We start from the raw sequence: 21,510 nt of genomic DNA on the forward strand, positions 1-21,510 counted from the left end.
TGCCTCCAAATTAAAAAGCGTCACCCCAGCGCAGGCTGGGGTCTTATGGTGTAGCCGCGCCATTCCCGCGAGACCCTAGCCTGCGCTGGGGTGACGAGTGGGGGCGGGATGACTTCAGTCGATGGGCGCCAGCACGATATGCCCTACCGCCGTGTTGCTCGCGGGGACGTGATAATGCCGGTGCAGCGTCTTCGTCGTGGTGCCGAGCGCACCGCGCATGATCAGCCACATGACCATCTCGATCCCCTCGGACCCCGTTTCACGCAGATATTCGATGTGGGGGATGTGCCGCAGTTCCTGCGTGTCGCTCTCCAGCCGATCGAGGAAGCGGTTGTCCCATTCGGCGTTGATCAGGCCAGCACGTGGCCCTTGAAGCTGGTGGCTCATACCGCCGGTGCCCCAGACCTGGACATTCAGATCCTCCGGGAAACTGGCGACCGCGCGCGCGATCGCCTCGCCCAGCGCCCAGCAGCGGTTGCCGGAGGGCGGGGGGTAGGTGACGACGTTGACCGCGATCGGGATCACCTTGCACGGCCATGCCTCGGGCTGGCCGAACATCATCGACAATGGCACGGTCAGGCCGTGATCGACGGTCATCTCGTTGATGATCGTCATGTCGAATTCGTCGAGAATCAGGCTCTGCGCGATGTGCCAGGCGAGATCGGGATGGCCGATCACCGTCGGCACCTTGCGCGGACCCCAGCCCTCGTCGGCGGGCGCATATTCTTCGCCGCAGCCGATCGCGAAGGTCGGGATGATCTTCATGTCGAAGGCGGAGGCATGGTCGTTATAGACCAGGATGACGACGTCTGGCCTCTGTTCCGCTTCCCAGCGCTTGGTCCAGTCGTATCCGGCGAAGGCGGGTGCCCAATAGGCCTCGGCCGTCTTGTCGAGATCGACCGCGACGCCGAGCGCGGGGATGTGGCTGGTCGCTACGCCGGCGGTGATGCGCGCCATTATTTATCCTCCATGCCGGTGACGTCGGTGGCCGAGATCGCGGCCTCCGCCTCCGCCTCGGCATTCGCCTTGATCGAGCGCACGCCCTCCGGCGAGCGACCACCGGCGATCATCATCGCCGAATAATCCTCGACGCTCATGCCGCTCATCGTGCTGACCGCCTGGAGGAAGCTGAGGCCGTCGGTCGAGAATACCTTAGCAAGGAAATAGATGTTGCCGCCGAGATCGAGCAGGCGGTTGTAATCGCGATCCAGCACGGCCTGTTTCTGGTCGGGCGTGATCTTCCAGTCGTCGAGATACGCCGCCTCATCCGCTTTCCAGCGCTCGCGATTCTCGGGCTTCATCAGGCTCATCGCGAACTGGTTGAGCTGATAGCCCTGTCGCGCGCGGGCGGCGGTGTAGACGCGCGTGCCGGGAATATCCTCGAACTCGGCGAGATAGGCGTGAATGTCGCCGACGCGCGATTCAGGGGTGTCGCTCACAGGCCGCGTGCCTTCAGCTTGGCGTCGAGCCGCGGGAAAACGCGGCGGGCATTGCCCTCGAAGATGGCATGCTTCTGTTCGGCGCTGACCGGCAGCGCATCGACATAGCGTTTGGTATCATCGAAATATTGTCCGGTCTGCGGATCGATGCCGCGCACCGCGCCGACCATCTCGCTGCCGAACAGGATGTTCTTGGTGTCGATCACCTCGGCCAGCAGATCGATGCCCGGCTGATGATAGACGCAGGTGTCGAAATAGACGTTGTTCATCACATGCGTGTTCAGGCTCGGCTGCTTGAGCATATCGGCCAGCCCGCGATAGCGGCCCCAATGATAGGGCACCGCACCGCCGCCATGCGGGATGATGAAGCGCAGCGAGGGGAAATCCTTGAACAGATCGCCCTGGATCAATTGCATGAAGGCGATCGTATCTGCGGCGATGTAGAACGCGCCGGTCGCGTGGAGGGCAGGATTGCAGCTGCCCGAGACGTGGATCATCGCCGGAACGTCCAGCTCGACCATCTTTTCGTAGAACGGATACCAATAACGGTCGGTCAGTGCTGGAAATGCGAAATGCCCGCCGCCGGGATCCGGATTGAGGTTGCAGCCGATAAAGCCGAGGTCGCGCACGCAGCGTTCCAGTTCGGCGATCGATCCGGCGAGGTCGGCCTTGGGGCTTTGCGGCAGCATGCAGACGCCGGCAAAGGTTTCGGGATACAGATCGCAGACGCGCGCGATCAGGTCATTGGAGGCACGGCTCCATGCGACGCTGACGGCCTCGTCGCCGATATGATGGCCCATGGTGGAGGCGCGGGGCGAGAAGATCGTCATGTCCGCGCCGCGCTCCTTCAGGAGCTTCAACTGGTTCGCCTCGATTGTCTCGCGAATCTCGTCGTCGTGGATCGCGGGGTAGGGCGGGGGCGTCTCGCCGGATTTGAACGCTGCCTTCTGCGCATCGCGCCACGCATCGTGCTGCGGCGGGGCTGTGGTGTAATGGCCGTGGCAATCGATGATCATCGTCATGCCCGCGGCGTGGCGCAATGACGCGAAAGCGGCCAATCGAATGCTCGGCGGCGTTATTGGTTTTGTTGAATTCTTGTCGTTGCGGCCGCATGAATCAGGCATACCAGAAAGGCGCGTTGTGCCGCGGTGGGGTGCCAATCCACGCGCGTCGAGATGCCGATCGTGCGTATGCCCCGATCGCCTGGCAGCGGAATGCGCGTCAGCATGCCCGCCGTTACCTCCATCGCGATCTGGTCGGGCGACAGGAGCGTGAGCAGGTCGCTGTCGGCGAGCAGCCCGCGCACGACCATGACCGATCCGCATTCGATCGGCGCGGGTGGAAAGTCTCGCCCCTCGAACAGCGCCTCCCATTGCGCGCGCAGCGGCGTGCCTGTCTGGCCGACGATCCAGCCGTAACCCGCCAGATCGTCGAGCGTCGGTGCGGTCTTTCCGGCGAGCGGATGATCGGCGCGGGCGACCACCGTCAGGCGGTCTTCGAACAGGGGGCGCTGCACGATGCCCGCCGGAGGCTCGTCGCGGAGTGCGCCCAGCATCAGATCGATGACGCCGTCACGCAACGGCTCGACCAGATCGCGCCATGCCCCCTCGAACACCTCGATCGCGACGTTAGGATCGGTGCGCAGGAAAGCGCCCAGCGCGTGCGGCAATACCAATGCGCGCGACAGCGGCATCGCGCCGATCGCAAGGCGGGCGGGCTGGCCCGCATCGCCCGCAATCTCACTTAGGCCGGCCGCGATCTCGCTGGCGGCGAGCCGGAGGCCACGGGCGAAGCGCCTGCCGACGATGCTGAGCGCCACCCCGCGTCCACGCCGCTCGACCAGCGGCACGCCGCAAATCTGTTCCAGATCGCGCACCGCCCGGTGCAGCGCCGGTTGCGACAGGCCGGTCGCACGCGCCGCATCGACGAAACTGCCGGCATCGGCGAGTTGCAGGAAAGCGTGCATCTGCGTCGTCGTCATCAACGCCTCCGGCCGCGCGAAGCCGCGTGACGATCCCCGGATTGCGGCGCGGGTCGCGGCCGATAATTGCGCGAATGCGGCATCGACGCGCGCTGCCAGGATCCGGCCGGCGGGTGTCGGCGTCACGCCGTCGCTACGCCGGTCGAACAGCGTCGCGCCGATGCGTCGCTCGAGCTTCGCCAGCCCCTGAGTCAGCGCCGGCTGCGACAGGCTGACCGCGGACGCCGCGGCGCTCATCGTGCCATGCGCAGCGATTACGGAGAGTGCGCGCAGGTGGCGCAGGTTGAGGTCGAACACCGAGATCATCCGCCAGCTTTAGCAAAAACTTATCGCTGTGCCAGGATATCGATTGGCCGCCCGGCGCATCGGGCCGCCATGGCCGGATCGAGGAGAGATATCATGGCTGGTCGGGTCGTCACCAATATCGCGCGCGCGGATGCCGCTGTCATCGCCGGCCTTGCCGCCGCCGGTGTCGCCACCGTGCATGAGGCACAAGGGCGGATCGGGCTTCTCGGTTCGCGCCTGCGGCCGATCTATTCCGGCGCGCGGATTGCCGGATCGGCGGTGACGATTTCGGCTCCACCGGGCGATAACTGGATGCTGCATGTCGCGATCGAACAGCTTCAGGATGGCGACATCCTCGTTCTCGCGCCGACCAGCCCGTGCGAGGATGGCTATTTCGGGGATCTGCTTGCCACCTCGGCACAAGCGCGGGGGTGTCGCGGGCTGGTGATCGACGCCGGTGTGCGCGACGTTCGCGATCTGACGCAGATGGGCTTTCCGGTCTGGTCGAAAGCGGTGTTCGCGCAAGGGACGATCAAGGCGACCTTGGGATCGGTGAATGTCGATATCGTCTGCACCGGGGCGGCGATTTCGGCGGGCGACGTGATCGTGGCCGACGACGACGGTGTGTGCGTCGTGAAGCGCGCCGATGCGGCGACCGTGCTGGCGGCGGCGCAGGCGCGCGAGGCGAATGAGGAATCGAAACGCCAGCGGCTCGCGGCGGGCGAACTCGGCCTCGATATCTACGATATGCGCGGCAAGCTGGCGGGGCTGGGCCTGACCTATGAGTGACGGCATCGCGTGCATGTGGATGCGCGGGGGCACGTCGAAGGGCGGATATTTCCTGCGCAACGATCTGCCCGCCGACGTGGCCGAACGCGATGCGGTTCTGCTGCGCGTGATGGGGTCGCCGGATGCGCGCCAGATCGACGGGATGGGCGGGGCCGATCCGCTGACATCGAAGGTCGCGATCGTGGCGAAATCCACGCGCGACGGCGTCGATGTCGATTATCTCTTCCTGCAAGTGTTCGTCGATCAGGCGATCGTCAGCGATCGACAGAATTGCGGCAACATCCTGGCCGGCATCGGCCCGTTCGCGATCGAGCGCGGGCTGGTCGCGGCGCAGGACGGGGAGACCCGGGTCGCGATCTTCATGGAGAATACCGGGCAGATCGCCGTCGCCACCGTGGCGACGCCGGGTGGCATCGTCACCTATGCCGGCGAAGCGCGAATCGATGGCGTGCCGGGCAGCGCGGCGCCGGTGCCGCTGGAATTCCGCGACACCGCCGGGTCGTCATGTGGCGCGCTGCTGCCGACCGGCAATGCGGTCGATACGATCGACGGCGTCGTCTGCACGTTGATCGATAACGGCATGCCGTGCGTCGTGCTGCGCGCCCAGGATGTCGGCGCGACCGGCTATGAGGATCGCGAGACGCTCGATGCAGCGGAGGCGGTGAAGGCGAGGATCGAGGCGATCCGCTTGCAGGCCGGGCCGCTGATGAACCTCGGCGATGTTGCCGATGCCTCGGTGCCCAAGATGATGCTTGTAGCGCCACCGCGCGATGGCGGGGCGGTGACGGTGCGGAGTTTCATTCCCAAGCGCGCGCATGCCTCGATCGGCGTGCTCGGTGCAGTCAGCGTGGCCACCGCCTGCCTGATCGAAGGATCGCCTGCCGCCGCCGTCGCGCACGTGCCAGACGACGAGGTGAAGACATTGTCGGTCGAGCATCCGACCGGCGAGATGACGTGCGTGCTCACGATGGGCGAGGACGGGCAGGTCGCGACCGCCGCCTTGTTGCGGACCGCGCGCAAATTGATGGACGGAAAGGTGTTCGCATGAGCGTAGACGCACAGGGACGGATCCGGAGCTGGACCGAGACGCCGTCCACCCCGCGCTTCGTGCCGCCCCCCGGTGCGGTCGATGCGCACTGCCATGTCTTCGGCCCGGCGGACCGTTTCCCGTTCAGCGCCAAAGCCAAATATCTGCCGCAGGATGCCGGGGGCGACACGCTGTTCGCATTGCGCGACCGGCTCGGTTTTGCGCGCAACGTAATCGTGCAGGCAAGTTGCCACGGCACCGACAATGCCGCCGTACTGGACGCTATCGCGCGATCGGACGGGCGGGCGCGGGGCGTTGCGGTGGTCGATCCGGGAATCGATGCGGCGGCATTGCAGGCGCTGCACGACGGCGGTGTGCGCGGCATCCGCTTCAACTTCCTGAAGCGGCTGGTGGACGATGCACCGAAGGATCGGTTTCTGGACGTCGCGGCGCGCCTGCCCGCCGGCTGGCATGTCGTGGTGTATTTCGAAGCGGACATTCTGGAAAAGCTGCGCCCGTTCCTCGATGCCATTCCGGTGCCGATCGTGGTCGATCACATGGGGCGCCCGGATGTGTCGCAGGGGCCGGATGGTGCCGATATGCGCGCGTTCCGGGCGCTGCTCGATTCGCGCGACGAGGTGTATTTCAAGGCGAGCTGCCCCGACCGGCTCGATCCGGCGGGGCCGCCATGGGACGCATTCGTCGCCGCCGTCGCGCCGCTGGTCGCCGATTATCCCGATCGCGTGATCTGGGGGACGGATTGGCCGCACCCGAACATGCAGGACGCGATTCCCGATGACGGCGCGCTGGTCGATATCATCCCGCGCATCGCACCGACCGCCGAACTGCAGCGCAAGATGCTCGTGGATACGCCGATGCGATTATATTGGTCAGACTAACCGGCCAAAGCAGGCGTGCGTGGCAGAAAGAGGGTCGCGGTCGTGCCGTGCCCAAGGCGGCTGTCGATCGCGATGTTGCCGCGCATGAGCGTCATCAGGCCGCGACAGATCGACAGGCCGAGGCCCGACCCCGGACAGCCGCGGAGCGGCACGCCGGTATGCGAAAACCGGTCGAACAACTTCGGCAGGATATCCGGCGCGATGCCTAAGCCGTTGTCGATCACCCGGATCGCAATCATGTCGTCGCCGTCCTCGGCGATCGCGACCCTGATCGTGCCGCCCTGCGCCGTGAAGCGCACGGCGTTGGTCAAGAGATTGACGAGAACGCGTTCGAGCAACGTGCGATCGCCCCGGATGCGCCGGTCGGCGCTTCCGTCCATTTCGATGGTGATCTCCGCCGCGGCGGCTTGCGGTGTTGCCACGGCAATGGCCGCATCGACGATCGGGGCGATATCGCAATCGGTGAGATCGGGGCCGATCAGCCCGGCATCGATCCGCTCGATGTCCAGCACGTCGTTCAGCATCGTCGTCACGCGCGCACCGCCGATGCCGATCTGTTCGGCCCAACGCGCCTGCCGATCCGGCAATTCCGCACTACGCTGAAGCATCGACGCGTTGAGCACCATGCTGCCGAGCGGTGCCCGGACTTCGTGGATCATGTCGATCAGCAGTCGCGAATGCTGTTGTTCCGCCGCGATCAGCCGGTCGCGGGCAGTCAGATAGCGATCAAGCAATAAGGCAGTTCGCGTCGAGTAGTTGAGAAATCCCAAGGTTCCCAGCGCTATGCCCAATATCACATTCTGCAGGACGATCTCGAACGCCAGGAAAGTCAGCAGTCCGGTGAGAAAAAGCGGTGGGATATGTCTTTGATATAGCGGGCCCGAACCATCCGGTTCGTTTTCGAAGCGATCGAATTTGAACTCGGCCAGTTTGGACGACCTGATGCCGAAGATGACGATTACGACACCGCCTATGGCCCATATCGCAGAGCCATGTGGCAGATTGTATTCGGCTGCGATCGGCCCGGCAAGGATGATCAAGGCACCATATCCGATCTGCAACAGAACGATATTGAATATGAATTTTCGGCTGAGCACATCTTTTTGACTAAAATAGCTGGCCAAGCTCAATGCCGACATGAAGATGAAGGTGGTGTTTACGTAGTTGTGACTGACCTTGATCGTTATGTTGATGACCGATCCCCAGATCAGGATCATGATGGCACCGACAAACAAGATGCCCTGGAAGATGTCCAGGATCCGAAATGCGCGATCATTCTCTCTGGAACTGGATGGCGTCAGGACGGCCACGAAGCAGAGTTGCTTGATCCCGCCCAAGATACTGCTGTAGGTCTCCACGCCTCCCAGAAAAGTGTCCTGGTATGCGCTCGCCATGAACATCAGGCTCCAGAATACCAGCCCGATCGCGATCAGCTTCCAGCGCCAGCTCTCGGCATTGCGAACTGGCGTCGATCTGTAGACGATCACCGCGCAGGACAGCGACAGCAGGGCCAGGCCGATCGGGACCGACCAATACTGATTTGAAACGGCTATCGTGACGCCCATCTGGACGAGGACGCCGAGCAACAGGATTGCCACCGCGACATTGAATTTGCTCTTCACGTTACGGGTGAAAAGCCGGTCCAGACCGACCGCAGACATGATCGCAGTGAAGGTCACTGGATCGGACTCAGCGGGTTGGCGAAGCTGATCGATCGCGCAGCCGACTTTCCGGCGGACGATGTGCGCGCCAACGGAAATGGCATTGAGCGCAAAAAGCTCAAGCCTTGGGCCGTAGGCAATTTCGTCCCCGCACCGGTCTTTAGTGGGAGACGATCCGATCACGCTGAAAAAAGCCCAGTCGCGACAAGGTGTCCGCCATTTGGATTTAGACCGCTGATGATCATGGTGTTGATATGACCGCCCCCATTGGTCCAATTGACAGGCGGTTTTATATCAGAAAATCACTTTGATTTGCAAAAACAAAAATTCAGCCGGTTATTTTCCCGCTGGGGCGGAATATTTCCCTCATCCGGAGCAGCCAGCTATTGACGATCTCGAGGCCCGATGGGGTCAGGCGGAGCATGGTCGAGCGGCGATCATTCGGCTTCTCATACATCTCGATCAGGCCGCGCCCGCTCAACAGATTGATCCATCTGAGTGCCGTCGTGCGTGGAACGCCGGCCGCCGCACAGCACTCGCCCGACGTCGTGGTGCGGTCATCTTGCTGATCGATGAAGAGGCGCAGCACGATATTCGTGGCGGGATCCACGAACAGTGAAGGATCGAAAAAGTCCGCCATCGCGGCATGTCCGGCCGCGATCCTGCGCGCCAGCGCAAGCAACGCGATTTCGTCCGATAGATCTTCGATAGGTCCGGTTTTGCCGAGATCGCTCGCCACCGCGTCGAGGTCCACACATAACGCTTTGATGCGGGCAGCCAAGTGATCGTTACTGCCGCTATCCATGCGATGTAGTCCAACTCGTCGATGCTTCAGGTCGGGATACGATCTATCCGATCTGATGGCAGGACGAAACCCGCGCTCGGCGGATAAAGGTGTTCGGCATAGCCATCACATGGGTTTCGCGCGGATCATCGCAGATCGCAATTGTCCGTCAGCGTATCGCTTGGTCACCAAGAGCCTGAACCAGCAAGCGGGGAAAGACGATTTCGAGCGGCTTGGTATCCGGCAGTATGTACACGTAAGCGCCCTTCTTCTGAACGAGCGGGCGGAGGACCTTGCCATAGAAGGCGATGGGCACGTTGATGCACCCGAAGGTTATGCGGTTGTCGTCCGGGGTCGGCGAGAGCATCCGTTCGCGGCGATGTTCCTTTTTGCTCGCGCCTTTCGGGATCGGGTGAAGCGCGACGGAGGTGGCGTAATCGACCCAGAGTATCCGTTCCCGTCCAGCGGCCAATCCGAATTTCGCGAGGAAACGCCCGGCCGGCGTGGTCTTTTCCGCGGGGCCGATCTCGGCGAGGTTCTTGCTGCCGATGCCCGGGGTGGCGTCGTCGCCGACGGCCACACCGATCAATACCGGGACCGCGCCGAGGGAAGTTCCCTTCGCACTGAACAGGAAAAGGGCCGCGTTCGCCTTATCGACGATGATGTAGGGCAATGCTCTGTTGTCGCCCGAGGCCGCGATCCAATCGGCGACACGCATGGTTGCGGGCGAAGGGATCATCGCCGCTTCGGCCTGCTCGCTTACGGACTGCGACCGCGATTGCGCCACGACCGACGGTTGAGCGCCGGCGGTGACCGGAACAATTGAAGCGAGCCCGGCTAGCGCCAGAAGGACATTGATCATCGATTCCAGCGCTCGAAAATAATCGGTCGTTCCACGGGGGAACGACCGATACGGGGATTTACAATGCGATCAGCGGGGGCTGCCCGAAATCAATTGCGTGGGCGCTTCCGCTGCTTTTCCTGCACCTGCAAGCGCTGATCGATGCCGTCCACCCGGCCGGTGAGCTGATCGAGCCGCTGACCGTTGTTCTGAGCCTGCCCGGATGCCGCCTGTGCCTCGGCCAGTGCGGATTTGGCCGTGCCGTCGGTCTGCTGCAATCGGGTCTCAAGCGAGTCGACCCGCTGGCTGACGGGAGCAATCTGCTCTCGCACATAGGATTTAGTGGCGCAGCCGCCCAGGCCGACAGCACCGGCCAAAATCACAAATGCTGGGGCAAGTTTCGTCATAGATTGCGACATCATTTTTCTTCCAATCGTTAACCAACCGGATCATTCCAAGCCGAGCGCCGGTGTTCCGACAATCCGATTCTGTTCAGCCGTGCATCTTACCGGGTCAGCGGATGACGCCGGAATTCGCGAAATCGCACGAATTTGAGCCGATATTGTCATTGTGAGCGCATCTCGCTCACGAGAGAAATGACCGCTTGGCGAGCGAATTCAGTCTTTCGATCGCGGCTTCGGTGCGGGGGCAAACGGATCGATCGGTATATCGTCGGCACGCTCCACCGGGCCGGCTTCGGTGCCGGGGTTCGTGCGCTGAATTTCGACGCAACGGCGCAACTCCGTCACCGCCGCGCCGCTGCCATTCAGGTTCAGCTTCTCTACCGGCACGTCGTCGCGATAGATGTCGAGAAACTCGGATTTGGCAAAGAAAGATGGGAATTTCGTTTCGAAATTGGTAACGAACCCCTTCTTGCCATCCGAAGCCATGCCCACGGCGGAGTGTTTGGAATAGGCGCCTTTCGACAGGCGAAAATCTAGCTCCAATCGATCCTTCGGCCTGATCGACCAATTGCGGTTCAGCACCGACAGATGGTTGGAGCCGTCGATATCGAGCCCCAGAAGCAGTGTGGTCGCCCCGGGCCGGTCATACTCCCTGGTCAGGAAGCAGCCCATGTTGTCCTTGCTGGCCGCCACCGTCCAGCCGCCGACATCCCGCGCGGAATATTTCTGAGCGGACGCATCGGCGCTAGGGCACAGGCTGGTTGCCAAAATTACCGAAAGGACAGCTGCACGAAACCTTGCTCGCATCGCTTCATGCATTCGCCGAAAGTCCGACCGATCGTTGTGCCGTCGCCATAACCGAAATCCTCCGAGGCGATCCTAACGGGCGGCGGCGAAGTTGGCCACGTTTTAGGCTGGGGCCGTGTGCGATCAGGCAGCGGGCAAGGCCTTGACCAACGCCAACACGCGCTCGGCAAGCTCGGTGCGGCAGATCAGCAGATCGGGCAGATACGGATCGGCGCAATTGTAGACCAGGGGCGATCCATCCACGCGGCTGACATGCAGCCCAGCGGCCTGCGCAACCGCGATCGGGGCGCAATTGTCCCATTCATATTGTCCGCCGGTGTGGAGATAGATGTCCGCCTCACCGCGCACCACGGCCATCGCCTTGGCACCGGCCGAGCCCATCGGCACGAGATCGGCGCCGAACGCTTCGGCCACGGCAAGCGCCTCGCGTGCGGGGCGGGTGCGGCTGACGAGCATGCGCAAGGGATTGCCCGCCGCTTTGAGCGGTTGAGGCGCACCGGACGTCAAGGTGAGGCCGAGCCCCGGCAGCGCGACCGCGCCGACCGTGGCGACGCCGTCGATCGACAATGCGACATGCACCGCCCAATCGGTGCGCCCCTCGCCATATTCGCGCGTGCCGTCGAGTGGATCGACGATCCAGGCGCGGCGAACCGAGCAGCGGTTGATGTCGTCCTTTTCCTCTTCGGACAGGACCGCATCGTCCGGGCGCGCGGCGCGCAGTGTGCGCATCAGGAAGGCATTCGCCTGTTCGTCGCCGGCCTTGCCCAATTCCTTGCCGGTCAGGCCGCTATGTGTCTGCAAAGCGAGCAGGATTTCACCCGCTTCGGTGGCGAGACGTTCGGCGAGCCTCACGTCGCTTTCGATGATGGTCATTGTGGGGTCACTTTAGCGGCATGATCTGGCGGACGATGAACTCGGCGGCTTCGGCCGGCGTCATCTCGACGGTATTGACGCGGATTTCGGCGTTCAGCGGGGCTTCGTACGGGCTGTCAATGCCGGTGAAGTTCTTCAGATCGCCAGCGCGCGCCTTCTTGTAGAGGCCCTTCACGTCTCGTCCTTCCGCCACGTCCAGCGGGGTATCGACGAAGATCTCGATGAATTCACCCTCGGGCAGCATCGCGCGGATCATGTCGCGTTCGGCGCGGAACGGCGAGATGAAGGCGGTGAGGACGATCAGTCCGGCATCCGCCATTAGCTTCGCGACCTCGCCGACGCGGCGGATATTCTCGATCCGGTCGGCCTCCGTGAAGCCGAGATCCTTGTTCAGCCCGTGGCGCACATTGTCGCCGTCGAGCAGGAAGGTATGGCGGTTCATCAGGTTGAGCGATTTCTCGACCTCGTTGGCGATGGTCGATTTGCCGGAGCCCGACAGGCCAGTGAACCACAGGACGCGGGGACGCTGGTTCTTCAGATCGGCATGCGCATCGCGGCCGATATCGGTGGCTTGCCAATGGACGTTCTGGGCACGGCGCAGCGAGAAGTGCAGCATACCCGCCGCGACCGTCGCATTGGTGATTTTGTCGATCAGGATGAAGCCGCCGAGCGTGCGGTTCTGCGCATAGGGTTCGAACACGATCGCGCGGTCGGTGGTGATCTCCGCCACGCCGATCGCGTTCAACTCCAGCGTCTTGGCCGCCAGATGCTCCATCGTGTTGACGTTGATCTGGTATTTCGGCTCCTGAACCGTCGCGGAGACGATCTGCGTGCCGAGTTTCAGCCAATAGGCCCGGCCGACGACCAAAGGTTCGTCGTCCATCCAGACGATCGTCGTCTCGAACTGGTCGGCGGTCTCCGGCGGGGCATCGGCGGTCGCGATGACCGACCCGCGCGAGCAATCGATCTCATCGGCCAGGCACAGGGTGACCGACTGGCCGGCAACGGCTTCCGCCAGATCGCCGCCGAGCGTGACCACGCGACTGATCGTGCTGGTCTTGCCGCCGGGCAGTACGCGGATCGAATCGCCGGGCTTGACCGTGCCGGTGGCGATCTGGCCCGAGAAGCCGCGGAAATCGAGGTTCGGGCGATTGACCCATTGCACCGCCATGCGGAACGGCCGCGCCTGATCCTCGTCCACGCCGACCTCGACGTTTTCGAGATGCTCCATCAGCGTGGGGCCGGAATACCACGGCATATGCTCGGACTTCAGCGAGATGTTATCGCCCTTGAAGCCAGAGATCGGCATCGCCGTGAATGCGGTAATGCCGATCTCGCGCGCGAACGCGGTGTAATCGGCGAGGATCGCGTCGTACTTCGTCTGGTCGTATCCGATCAGGTCCATCTTGTTGATCGCCAGCACCAGATTCTTGATGCCGATCAGATGCGCGAGATAGGAATGCCGCCGGGTCTGCGTCAGGACGCCCTTGCGCGCGTCGATCAGGATTACGGCAAGATCAGCGGTCGAGGCGCCCGTCACCATGTTGCGGGTATATTGTTCGTGGCCTGGCGTATCGGCGACGATGAACTTGCGCTTCTCGGTCGAGAAGAAGCGGTAGGCCACGTCGATCGTGATGCCCTGTTCGCGCTCGGCGGCGAGGCCGTCGACCAGTAGCGCGAAGTCGATCTCGCCACCCTGAGTGCCGACGCGTTTGCTGTCAGCCTCGAGCGCGGCGAGCTGATCCTCGAAGATCATCTTTGAATCGTAGAGCAGGCGTCCGATCAGCGTGGATTTGCCGTCATCGACCGAACCGCAGGTGATGAAGCGCAACATCGTCTTATGCCGATGCCGGTCGAGATAGGCATCGATATCCTCTGCGATCAGCGCTTCGGTCTGGTAGACGGAGTCTGGGGTGATGGTGTCGTTCATGTCTCTATTCCGTCATCCCGGCGGAGGCCGGGATCGCTGTGTGGAGGGCGCTCTCATCACGTCGAGCGACCCCGGCCTGCGCCGGGGTTGACGCTTCGTCACGCAAAGGCGTGACGTGGCGCGTCAAAAATACCCCTCCTGCTTCTTCTTCTCCATGCCGGCACCACCGGCATCCTTGTCGATCGCGCGGCCCTGACGTTCGCTGGTGGTGGTCAGCAAGGTTTCCTGGATGATCTCGGACAGGGTGGAGGCCGTGCTTTCCACCGCGCCGGTCAGCGGGTAGCAGCCAAGCGTGCGGAAGCGGATCGAGCGTTCCACGGGCACCTCGCCGGGGGCGAGCGGAAAGCGTTCGTCGTCCACCATCAGCAGCATGCCGTCACGCTCGACCGTCGGGCGCTTGCCGGCGAAATAGAGCGGGACGATCGGCACATGGTTCAGCTGGATATATTGCCACACGTCGAGTTCGGTCCAGTTGCTGATCGGAAATACGCGGATGCTCTCGCCCCCCCCATTCTTCCTTGGCGATTTGCGGGCATTGTAGAGATTCCACAATTCGGGACGCTGGCGTTTCGGATCCCAGCCGTGGCTGGCGGTGCGGAACGAGAAGATGCGTTCCTTGGCGCGGGACTTCTCCTCATCGCGCCGCGCGCCGCCGAAGGCCGCGTCGAAGCCGTATTTATCGAGCGCCTGCTTCAGCCCTTCGGTCTTCCACATGTCGGTGTGCAGCGCGCCGTGATCGAACGGGTTGATGCCGCGCTCGATCGCCTCCGGATTCTTGTAGACGAGCAATTCCATGCCGCTCTCGGCCGCCATGCGGTCGCGCAGCTTGTACATCTCCCGGAACTTCCAAGTCGTGTCCACGTGCAGCAGCGGGAAGGGCGGGGGAGAGGGATAGAAGGCCTTGCGCGCGAGATGCAGCATGACCGCCGAATCCTTGCCGACCGAATAGAGCATCACCGGCTTGTCCGCCTCGGCGACGACCTCGCGCATGATGTGGATCGCCTCCGCTTCGAGCCGTTCCAGATGGGTGAGTGTTCGCGTCATCGTGTCATATCTCCGCGGAGGCCATGCCTCGGACGGGATGTTCCGGCAATCAATCCATTCTTGGGGGCGGGGATGTGCTGCTATCCTCCGGCTCGCTTGGTGCCCCGACGATACGGCGACACCGGCCAGTGCCTTGCAGGCATGACCGATGCCGCGCGCGCCGCCTGCTACGGCCTTTGCTCGCTCATTATCGCGTCAGAAGCGGTTGACCAAATTCTCCAGCCATTCCTGCCGGCCCGATCGTGGTTGCGGTGCCAATTCCCCGCTGACCGCCAGATCGGCAATCGACGTGAGCGAGGCATCGGTTGCGTGGATCGCCTTGCCCAGATCGCTATTCCATCCGGCATAGCGTTCCGTGCGGAAGCCATCGAGCTTGCCGTCGGCGATGATCGCTTCCGCCTTGACCAGGGCATGCGCGATCGTGTCGATGCCGCCGATATGGCCGTGAAACAGGTCGGTCGCGTCGATGCTCTGGCGGCGGACCTTGGCATCGAAGTTGAAGCCGCCCGTGGTGAAGCCGCCGGCGCGAACGATCTCCAGCATCGCCAGCGTCAGTTCCTCGACCGAGTTGGGAAACTGGTCGGTATCCCAGCCATTCTGGTGATCGCCGCGATTGGCGTCGATCGACCCGAAGATGCCGAGCGCGCGCGCCATCGCGATCTCGTGCTCGAAGGTGTGGCCAGACAGCGTGGCGTGGTTGGCCTCGATATTGACCTTCACCTCCTTTTCCAGCCCGAAGCGCTTGAGGAAGCCGTAGACCGTCTGCGTATCGAAATCATATTGATGCTTGGTCGGTTCGTGCGGTTTCGGCTCGATCAGGATCGCGCCGGTGAAACCGATCTTGTGCTTGTGCTCGACCACCAGGCTCAGGAAGCGGCCGAAATTCTCCTGTTCGATGCCGACGTCGGTGTTGAGGATCGTATCGTACCCCTCGCGACCGCCCCACAACACGTAATTCTCGCCGCCAAGGCGGTGCGTCGCCTCGAGCGCATCGCGCACCTGCAATGCGCCCCAGGCGAACACCTCGGGATCGGGATTGGTCGCGGCACCGGCCATGTAGCGCGGGTGGCTGAAGAGGTTTGCCGTGCCCCATAGCAGCTTGCGGCCATGTTGCGACTGCAGCGCTTCGAGATGATCGACCGCCTCGGCGAAGCTGCGGCGGAACGACGTGACGTCATCGGCATCGGCCATGACATCGACGTCGTGGAAGCAGTAATAGGGCACGTCGAGCTTCTCGACGAATGCCAGTGCGGCCTCACGCTTGGCCCGCGCGGCCGGCGCATCGTTGGCCCCGGCCTGCCACGGGCGGCTGAAGGTGCCGGCGCCGAACACGTCGCTGCCCGGCCAGCAGAAGGTATGCCAGAAACAGACCGCGACGCGCAGATACTCTTCCATCCGCTTGCCGAGCACGACGCGGTCCTTGTCGTACCAGCGGTAGGCGAGGTCGTTATTGCTGTCGGGGCCTTCGTAGCGGACGGTGTCGAACGGTGCGAAATAGTCTGCGGACATGGGCTTACTCCTGGATCTGGCGGATGAGCGGATAGGCGGCGCGGAACCGCGCGAGCTTGGGGGCGAGGGCATCGGCAATCGCGGGGTCCGGTTCGATGATGTGGCGCACCGCAGGGCGGACGCAAACCTCGCCTGGGCTCGATCCCGTCACTGCGATCTGTGCGAGCCGCGCGGCACCCAAGGCTGGCCCGACTTCGCCGCCCTCGAGATAGACGAGCGGGACGCCCAGCGAAGCCGCGATGATCTTGCCCCAATGAGATGAGCGCGCGCCACCGCCGATGACCGAGAGCAACCCGATCGTGCTTCCGGCCTCGCGCAGGGCATCGAGCCCGTCGGCATGTGCGAAGGCGACGCCTTCCAGCACGGCGGCGGCGATCCGGCCTGGATCGCTGTCGTTGCCCAGCCCGAGAAAGGCACCGCGCACATGGGCATCGTTGTGCGGCGTTCGCTCGCCCGACAGATAGGGCAGGAACAGCTCGGGCCCGGCGGCCGGCCCGGCCTGCTCCGCCAGCGCGAACAGGGCCGCGGGGCCATCGACGCCGGTCAGTCGTGCCGCCCAATCGATGCAGGACGCGGCGGACAGGTGGACGCTCATCTGGTGCCACATATCCGGCAGGCAATGACAGAAGGCATGGACGGCGCGCGCCGGGTTGGGACGATACTCCCGCGTGGCAACGAAGATCACGCCGGACGTGCCGAGCGACAGCAAGGCATCGCCATCGTCGATCACCCCGACCCCGGCCGCGCCTGCCGCATTGTCTCCACCGCCGGCCACCACGGGCACCGCGCGCATGCCCCAGCGGGCGGCCAGCTCGGCGCGTAATGTCCCGGTGATCTGGATGCCTTCGTAAAGGCTGGGCATCTGTTCCTCGGTCAGGCCGCAGGCGGCGAGCATCTCGCTGCTCCAGCCCCGCGCCGCGACATCCAGCCATAACGTGCCGGCACTGTCGGACAGGTCCGACGCCTTGTCGCCGGTCATGCACAGCCGGACATAATCCTTGGGCAACAAGACGCTGCGCACTTGCGCGAAGATCTCGGGCTCGTGTTTGCGGACCCACAGCAATTTGGGTGCGGTGAAGCCGGGCATCGCGATGTTGCCGGTGATCGTCCGTGAGCGGGGTTCGACGGCTTCGATCTCCTCGCACTCGGCGAAGCTGCGGCCATCGTTCCAGAGGATCGCGGGGCGCAACGGCCGATCGTCCGCACCGAGAAGCGTCGCCCCGTGCATCTGACCGGCAATCCCGATCGCCAGAATTCCGGCGCGTTGGGCGTGATCGAGGGACAGGATGGCGGTTTCGGCCGCCTGCCACCAGGCGCCGGCGTCCTGCTCCGACCAAAGAGGAGCGGGTCGCGAGACGTGCAGCGGCGCGCTCGCCTGATCGAGGACTATGCCCGACGCGTTCACGATCACGGCCTTCACACCAGACGTGCCGACGTCGATCCCCAGAAACACCGCGCTCTCCCCCTTCTTCGGTTGTTATCTTCAACGGTAGCGCTACCATGTATATTCTAGCAAGCGCTTTGTCCGACTAAAGCGGCAGTACTTGTGGGAGGCGATGGGGCGGATTAGGCGAAGGGGATGGCGAAGACCGATATCGAAATAGCGGGGCGCAGGCCGCGCGCCGGCACGCGGGGGCCGACCGTGGCGGATGTCGCGCGACTGGCCGGCGTTTCGCCGATGACCGTGTCGCGGGTGATCAATTCCGAACCCAATGTCTTGCCGCTGACGCGCGACAAGGTTCGCACGGCGATTGCGGAGCTCAGCTATGTGCCGAACCCCGCTGCCCGCAGCCTGGCCGGGGGGCAACAATGCCGGATCGCGCTGCTCCACGCCAATCCCAGCGCGGCCTATCTCAGCGAGTTCCTGATGGGCAGCCTTGCGCAGGCCAGCCTGATCGACGTCCAGTTGATCGTCGAGCATTGCGACGTGTGGGAGCCGCCGCACGCGCTCGTTCAACGACTGTCCGCGCACCGGGTCGATGGCGTATTGTTGCCGCCACCTTTGTGTGACGATGGCGCTCTGCTGGCGGCGCTGCACGCGGCCGGGTTGCCGATGGCGCAGATTGCCACCGGGCGTCCGGTGGCGTTCGCGCATGCGTTGACGATCGACGACGAACTGGCGGCGCACGCGATGACCACGCATTTGATCGCGCTCGGGCATCGCCGCATCGGCTTCATCGCCGGGGCCGTGGACCAGACCGCCAGCGCGGCGCGCCGGGCGGGTTACGACCGCGCGTTGGCAGAGGCCAAGCTTCCCGCGGCGCTCGACTTGGTGGTGCAGGGCGACTTCACCTACCGTTCGGGACTAAGCGCGGCCGAGGTCTTACTGGGACTTCTGCCTCGACCGACCGCGATTTTCGCCAGTAACGACGACATGGCGGCGGCCGCCGTAGCGGTCGCGCATCGCCACCATCTCGACGTTCCTGCCGACCTGTCGGTCTGCGGCTTCGACGACACGGCGATGTCCACCACGATCTGGCCCGAGATCACCACCATACATCAGCCGGTCGCCGATATGGCACGGCAAGCGACGGCCCTGCTGGCCGAAGCGGTACGCGGTCGAACCGCAGTGAGCGATCAGACCGCCCACCACGTGCAATTGGAATTCAAGGTCATCCATCGTGCGTCGGACGGGCCACCTCGCGCCTCTTGACTTCGATCGCTCGCCCGTCATGTTAGCGCTCACAACAGAAGAGCATGGGCGGGGATGACATGGCGGAAAACACCGGTGAACGCGGAAGCCTGACTTTCATCTGTCTGATCGTGGCGGTCGCGACGATCGGCGGCTTCATGTTCGGTTACGATTCCGGCGCGATCAACGGCACGCAGGAAGGCTTGCGCCAGACGTTCGGTCTCACGGAGGGCGAACTCGGTTTGACGGTCAGTGCGTTGCTCCCCGGCTGCGCGCTCGGCGCATTCCTGGCAGGTCGGTTCGCCGACATATTCGGTCGTCGCAAGGTGATGATGCTGGCGGCGTTCGTGTTCATCGTCAGCGCGCTCGCATCGGGTGCCGCGCATTCCGCGCTCGTTCTTGCCATCGCTCGATTCTTCGCCGGTGCGGCGGTGGGGGCCGCCAGCGTCCTGTCGCCGGCCTACATCAGCGAGGTCACCCCGGCCCATATTCGCGGTCGGCTTTCCAGCGCGCAACAGGTGATGATCATCTCCGGTCTGACGGGAGCGTTTCTCGCCAATTATTATCTCGCTCAGGCCGCGGGCTCTTCGCTCGGCATGTTCTGGGGCGGTCATGCGGCGTGGCGCTGGATGTTCTGGGTGCAGGCCGCACCGGCATTGCTGTTCCTGCTGACCCTGCTCGCGATCCCCGAAAGCCCGCGCTTCTTGGTCGCCAAGGGCCGCCACGTCGAAGCCGAACAGGTTTTGACCCGCCTGTTCGGAGCCGCTTTCGCACGCGACAAGCTGGGCGAAATCATCGCGTCGCTCGCGAGCGACCACGCCCCGAGCCTTGCCGATATCCGCAAGGATGGTGCCTCCTCGGCGTGGAGCTGGCGGCCGATCGTATGGGTGGGCATCGGCCTTGCCGTCTTCCAGCAACTCGTCGGCATCAACATCGTCTTCTATTACGGCGCGGTGTTGTGGCAGGCGGTCGGCTTCAGCGAGGCCGACGCACTCAAGATCAACATCCTGTCGGGTGCGGTGTCGATTCTGGCCTGTATCGTCTCGATCCTGCTGATCGATCGCATCGGTCGTCGCCCGCTGTTGCTGATCGGCTCGCTCGGCATGGCGGTGACGCTCGGCGCGCTGTCCTGGTGCTTTGCGCAAGGCAGCTTCATCGACGGGCATCTGTCCCTGCCGGCCGGCGTAGGTACGATCGCGCTGCTGGCGGCCAATGCCTATGTCATATTCTTCAACCTTAGCTGGGGCCCGGTGATGTGGGTGATGCTGGGCGAGATGTTCCCGAACCAGATGCGCGGTTCGGCGCTGGCGGTGGCGGGCGCGGCGCAATGGCTCGCCAATTTCGCGGTCAGCTCCAGCTTCCCGTGGCTCTCCAAGAATGTCGGCCTGCCGGTGACGTATGGTGCCTACACCGCCTTTGCTGTGCTCTCGTTCTTCTTCGTGCGGGCCTATGTGCGCGAAACCAAGGGCGTCGAACTCGAAGCGATGCAAGGCTGATTGGCAATGCCGATGGCTGTCCGAAGCGATGCGGGTGTACTCGGTGACGGTACGCCGATCGAGGCGGTGACGCTGTCCAATGCGCGCGGCATCTCGGCGCGCATTCTGACCTATGGGGCGACATTGCAAGTGCTCGTGGTTCCCGCCGCCGACGGTACGCTGGCGGACGTGGTGCTGGGCCATGACGATGTCGCGGAGTACGAAGCGACGCGCGGTTTCCTCGGCGTGACCGTGGGGCGCTACGCCAATCGCATCGCGGGCGCGTGCTTCACTCTGGACGACGTGCCGTACCAACTCCCTCCCAACGACGGCCCGAACAGCTTGCACGGCGGTGATGGCGGGTTCGACCGGAGCGTCTGGGCGATCGAAGCCACAACCTCCGGGATAATGGCATCAGTCGCATTGCGGCATGTCAGCGTGGATGGCGAGGGCGGCTTTCCGGGCGAGGTCACCGCGACAGTGACATATGCGCTGGACGACAATGGCGACCTGACGATCGCGTTCGAGGCGAGCACGACCCGATCGACGATCCTCAACCTGACCAACCACGCGGTGTTCAACCTGGCCGGGGAGGGCGCTCCGCAGGGGGCGATGCTGCACCGCCTGACCATTCCGGCGGCGGCCTATACACCAGTCGATCAGCATCTGATCCCGACCGGCGAACTGCGCTCCGTGGAGGGGACCGCATTCGATTTCCGCAAGGGCCGGATGGTCGCGGATGGCCTTCGCGATGGGCGGGATGCTCAGATCGCGATCGGTCGCGGCTACGATCACAATTTCGCGCTCGACAAGGGGACGACGGTGGAGCCGCAGCTAGCGGCGCGGCTGGAAGATCCCGCGTCCGGCCGGCGGCTGGACGTGCTGACGACCGAACCGGGCCTGCAACTCTACACCGCGAATGCTTTCGATGGCAGCGTGCGCGGCAAGCAGGGCAAACTGTATCGCATGGGCGATGGCATCGCGCTGGAGCCCCAGAAATTTCCTGATACGCCCAACCAGCCGGCGTTCGGATCGGCGCGCGTCGACCCCGGCCAGACCTATCGCCACACCATGATTTACCGCCTGTCGATTACCCGCTGAAATTCATTCCTCGAAGGCAGCTCGAGTGG

The 21,510-nt window shown here is 63.8% G+C and carries 20 protein-coding genes; 6 read left to right on the top strand and 14 right to left on the bottom strand.

The window, feature by feature from the left end; all coding sequences use genetic code 11:
• Positions 1-114: 114 nt before the first annotated feature.
• From U1738_RS00060 to U1738_RS00075, 4 genes are read right to left on the bottom strand one after another with little or no spacing between them, the layout of a single operon-like run.
• Positions 115-957, bottom strand: a complete 843-nt coding sequence (locus U1738_RS00060) for a class III extradiol dioxygenase subunit beta (protein WP_332787001.1) — start codon at positions 955-957, stop codon at positions 115-117.
• Entirely contained in the window at positions 957-1,439 is a 483-nt protein-coding gene (ligA, locus tag U1738_RS00065) for a protocatechuate 4,5-dioxygenase subunit alpha (protein WP_332787002.1), read from the bottom strand. The genes U1738_RS00060 and ligA overlap by 1 nt, the downstream gene beginning before the upstream one ends.
• Complete coding sequence (locus U1738_RS00070) at positions 1,436-2,461, bottom strand: amidohydrolase family protein (protein WP_332787003.1); 1,026 nt, start codon at positions 2,459-2,461, stop codon at positions 1,436-1,438. The genes ligA and U1738_RS00070 overlap by 4 nt, the downstream gene beginning before the upstream one ends.
• A 53-nt stretch (positions 2,462-2,514) precedes the next feature.
• On the bottom strand, positions 2,515-3,726 hold the full coding sequence (locus U1738_RS00075; protein ID WP_332787004.1) for a LysR family transcriptional regulator: 1,212 nt from the start codon (positions 3,724-3,726) through the stop codon (positions 2,515-2,517).
• A gap of 93 nt (positions 3,727-3,819) precedes the next feature.
• Here U1738_RS00075 and U1738_RS00080 point away from each other — a divergent pair, with 93 nt between their 5' ends.
• From U1738_RS00080 to U1738_RS00090, 3 genes are read left to right on the top strand one after another with little or no spacing between them, the layout of a single operon-like run.
• Positions 3,820-4,494 (top strand): 4-carboxy-4-hydroxy-2-oxoadipate aldolase/oxaloacetate decarboxylase, encoded by a 675-nt coding sequence (locus U1738_RS00080; protein ID WP_332787005.1) that lies wholly within the window; start codon positions 3,820-3,822, stop codon positions 4,492-4,494.
• Complete coding sequence (locus tag U1738_RS00085; protein WP_332787006.1) at positions 4,487-5,542, top strand: 4-oxalomesaconate tautomerase; 1,056 nt, start codon at positions 4,487-4,489, stop codon at positions 5,540-5,542. The genes U1738_RS00080 and U1738_RS00085 overlap by 8 nt, the downstream gene beginning before the upstream one ends.
• Complete coding sequence (locus tag U1738_RS00090) at positions 5,539-6,420, top strand: amidohydrolase family protein (protein ID WP_332787007.1); 882 nt, start codon at positions 5,539-5,541, stop codon at positions 6,418-6,420. Before U1738_RS00085 ends, U1738_RS00090 begins: the two co-directional genes overlap by 4 nt.
• Here the strand turns inward: U1738_RS00090 and U1738_RS00095 are convergent.
• From U1738_RS00095 to xylB, 10 genes are all read right to left on the bottom strand, one after another.
• The gene (locus U1738_RS00095) at positions 6,417-8,357 is read right to left on the bottom strand and encodes a sensor histidine kinase (RefSeq protein WP_332787008.1); all 1,941 of its coding nucleotides are present in this window, start codon (positions 8,355-8,357) and stop codon (positions 6,417-6,419) included. The genes U1738_RS00090 and U1738_RS00095 overlap by 4 nt on opposite strands.
• Before the next feature lie 52 nt (positions 8,358-8,409).
• Complete coding sequence (locus tag U1738_RS00100) at positions 8,410-8,886, bottom strand: winged helix DNA-binding protein (protein ID WP_332787009.1); 477 nt, start codon at positions 8,884-8,886, stop codon at positions 8,410-8,412.
• Between the two features lie 148 nt (positions 8,887-9,034).
• Positions 9,035-9,727 (bottom strand): hypothetical protein, encoded by a 693-nt coding sequence (locus U1738_RS00105; protein WP_332787010.1) that lies wholly within the window; start codon positions 9,725-9,727, stop codon positions 9,035-9,037.
• A gap of 89 nt (positions 9,728-9,816) precedes the next feature.
• On the bottom strand, positions 9,817-10,125 hold the full coding sequence (locus U1738_RS00110; RefSeq protein WP_332788181.1) for a hypothetical protein: 309 nt from the start codon (positions 10,123-10,125) through the stop codon (positions 9,817-9,819).
• A gap of 198 nt (positions 10,126-10,323) precedes the next feature.
• A complete protein-coding gene (locus U1738_RS00115; RefSeq protein ID WP_332787011.1) occupies positions 10,324-10,929 on the bottom strand; it encodes a hypothetical protein in 606 nt (201 codons plus the stop codon).
• Between the two features lie 111 nt (positions 10,930-11,040).
• A complete protein-coding gene (locus tag U1738_RS00120; RefSeq protein ID WP_332787012.1) occupies positions 11,041-11,790 on the bottom strand; it encodes a 3'(2'),5'-bisphosphate nucleotidase CysQ in 750 nt (249 codons plus the stop codon).
• Positions 11,791-11,797: 7 nt separating this feature from the next.
• Entirely contained in the window at positions 11,798-13,720 is a 1,923-nt protein-coding gene (gene cysN / locus U1738_RS00125; protein ID WP_332787013.1) for a sulfate adenylyltransferase subunit CysN, read from the bottom strand.
• Positions 13,721-13,843: 123 nt separating this feature from the next.
• A complete protein-coding gene (gene cysD, locus U1738_RS00130) occupies positions 13,844-14,764 on the bottom strand; it encodes a sulfate adenylyltransferase subunit CysD (RefSeq protein ID WP_332787014.1) in 921 nt (306 codons plus the stop codon).
• A gap of 195 nt (positions 14,765-14,959) precedes the next feature.
• Positions 14,960-16,273 carry a xylose isomerase gene (xylA, locus tag U1738_RS00135; RefSeq protein ID WP_332787015.1) on the bottom strand — a complete coding sequence of 438 codons (1,314 nt, stop codon included), beginning with the start codon at positions 16,271-16,273 and terminating at the stop codon, positions 14,960-14,962.
• A 4-nt stretch (positions 16,274-16,277) separates the two neighbouring features.
• Positions 16,278-17,726, bottom strand: coding sequence for a xylulokinase (gene xylB, locus U1738_RS00140; RefSeq protein WP_332787016.1), 1,449 nt, complete (start codon positions 17,724-17,726; stop codon positions 16,278-16,280).
• Positions 17,727-17,852: 126 nt separating this feature from the next.
• Between xylB and U1738_RS00145 the strand changes: the two genes are divergently transcribed.
• The 3 genes from U1738_RS00145 to U1738_RS00155 are packed head-to-tail and all read left to right on the top strand — an operon-like array spanning position 17,853 to position 21,481.
• Complete coding sequence (locus tag U1738_RS00145) at positions 17,853-18,926, top strand: LacI family DNA-binding transcriptional regulator (RefSeq protein ID WP_332787017.1); 1,074 nt, start codon at positions 17,853-17,855, stop codon at positions 18,924-18,926.
• Between the two features lie 59 nt (positions 18,927-18,985).
• Positions 18,986-20,401 (top strand): sugar porter family MFS transporter, encoded by a 1,416-nt coding sequence (locus U1738_RS00150; protein WP_332788182.1) that lies wholly within the window; start codon positions 18,986-18,988, stop codon positions 20,399-20,401.
• 12 nt (positions 20,402-20,413) lie between these two features.
• Positions 20,414-21,481: an aldose epimerase family protein gene (locus tag U1738_RS00155; RefSeq protein ID WP_332787018.1), complete on the top strand. Its 1,068-nt coding sequence runs from the start codon at positions 20,414-20,416 to the stop codon at positions 21,479-21,481.
• Positions 21,482-21,510: the final 29 nt, after the last annotated feature.

The sequence above is a fragment of the Parasphingomonas caseinilytica genome (assembly GCF_036663755.1).
Lineage (GTDB): Bacteria > Pseudomonadota > Alphaproteobacteria > Sphingomonadales > Sphingomonadaceae > Sphingomonas.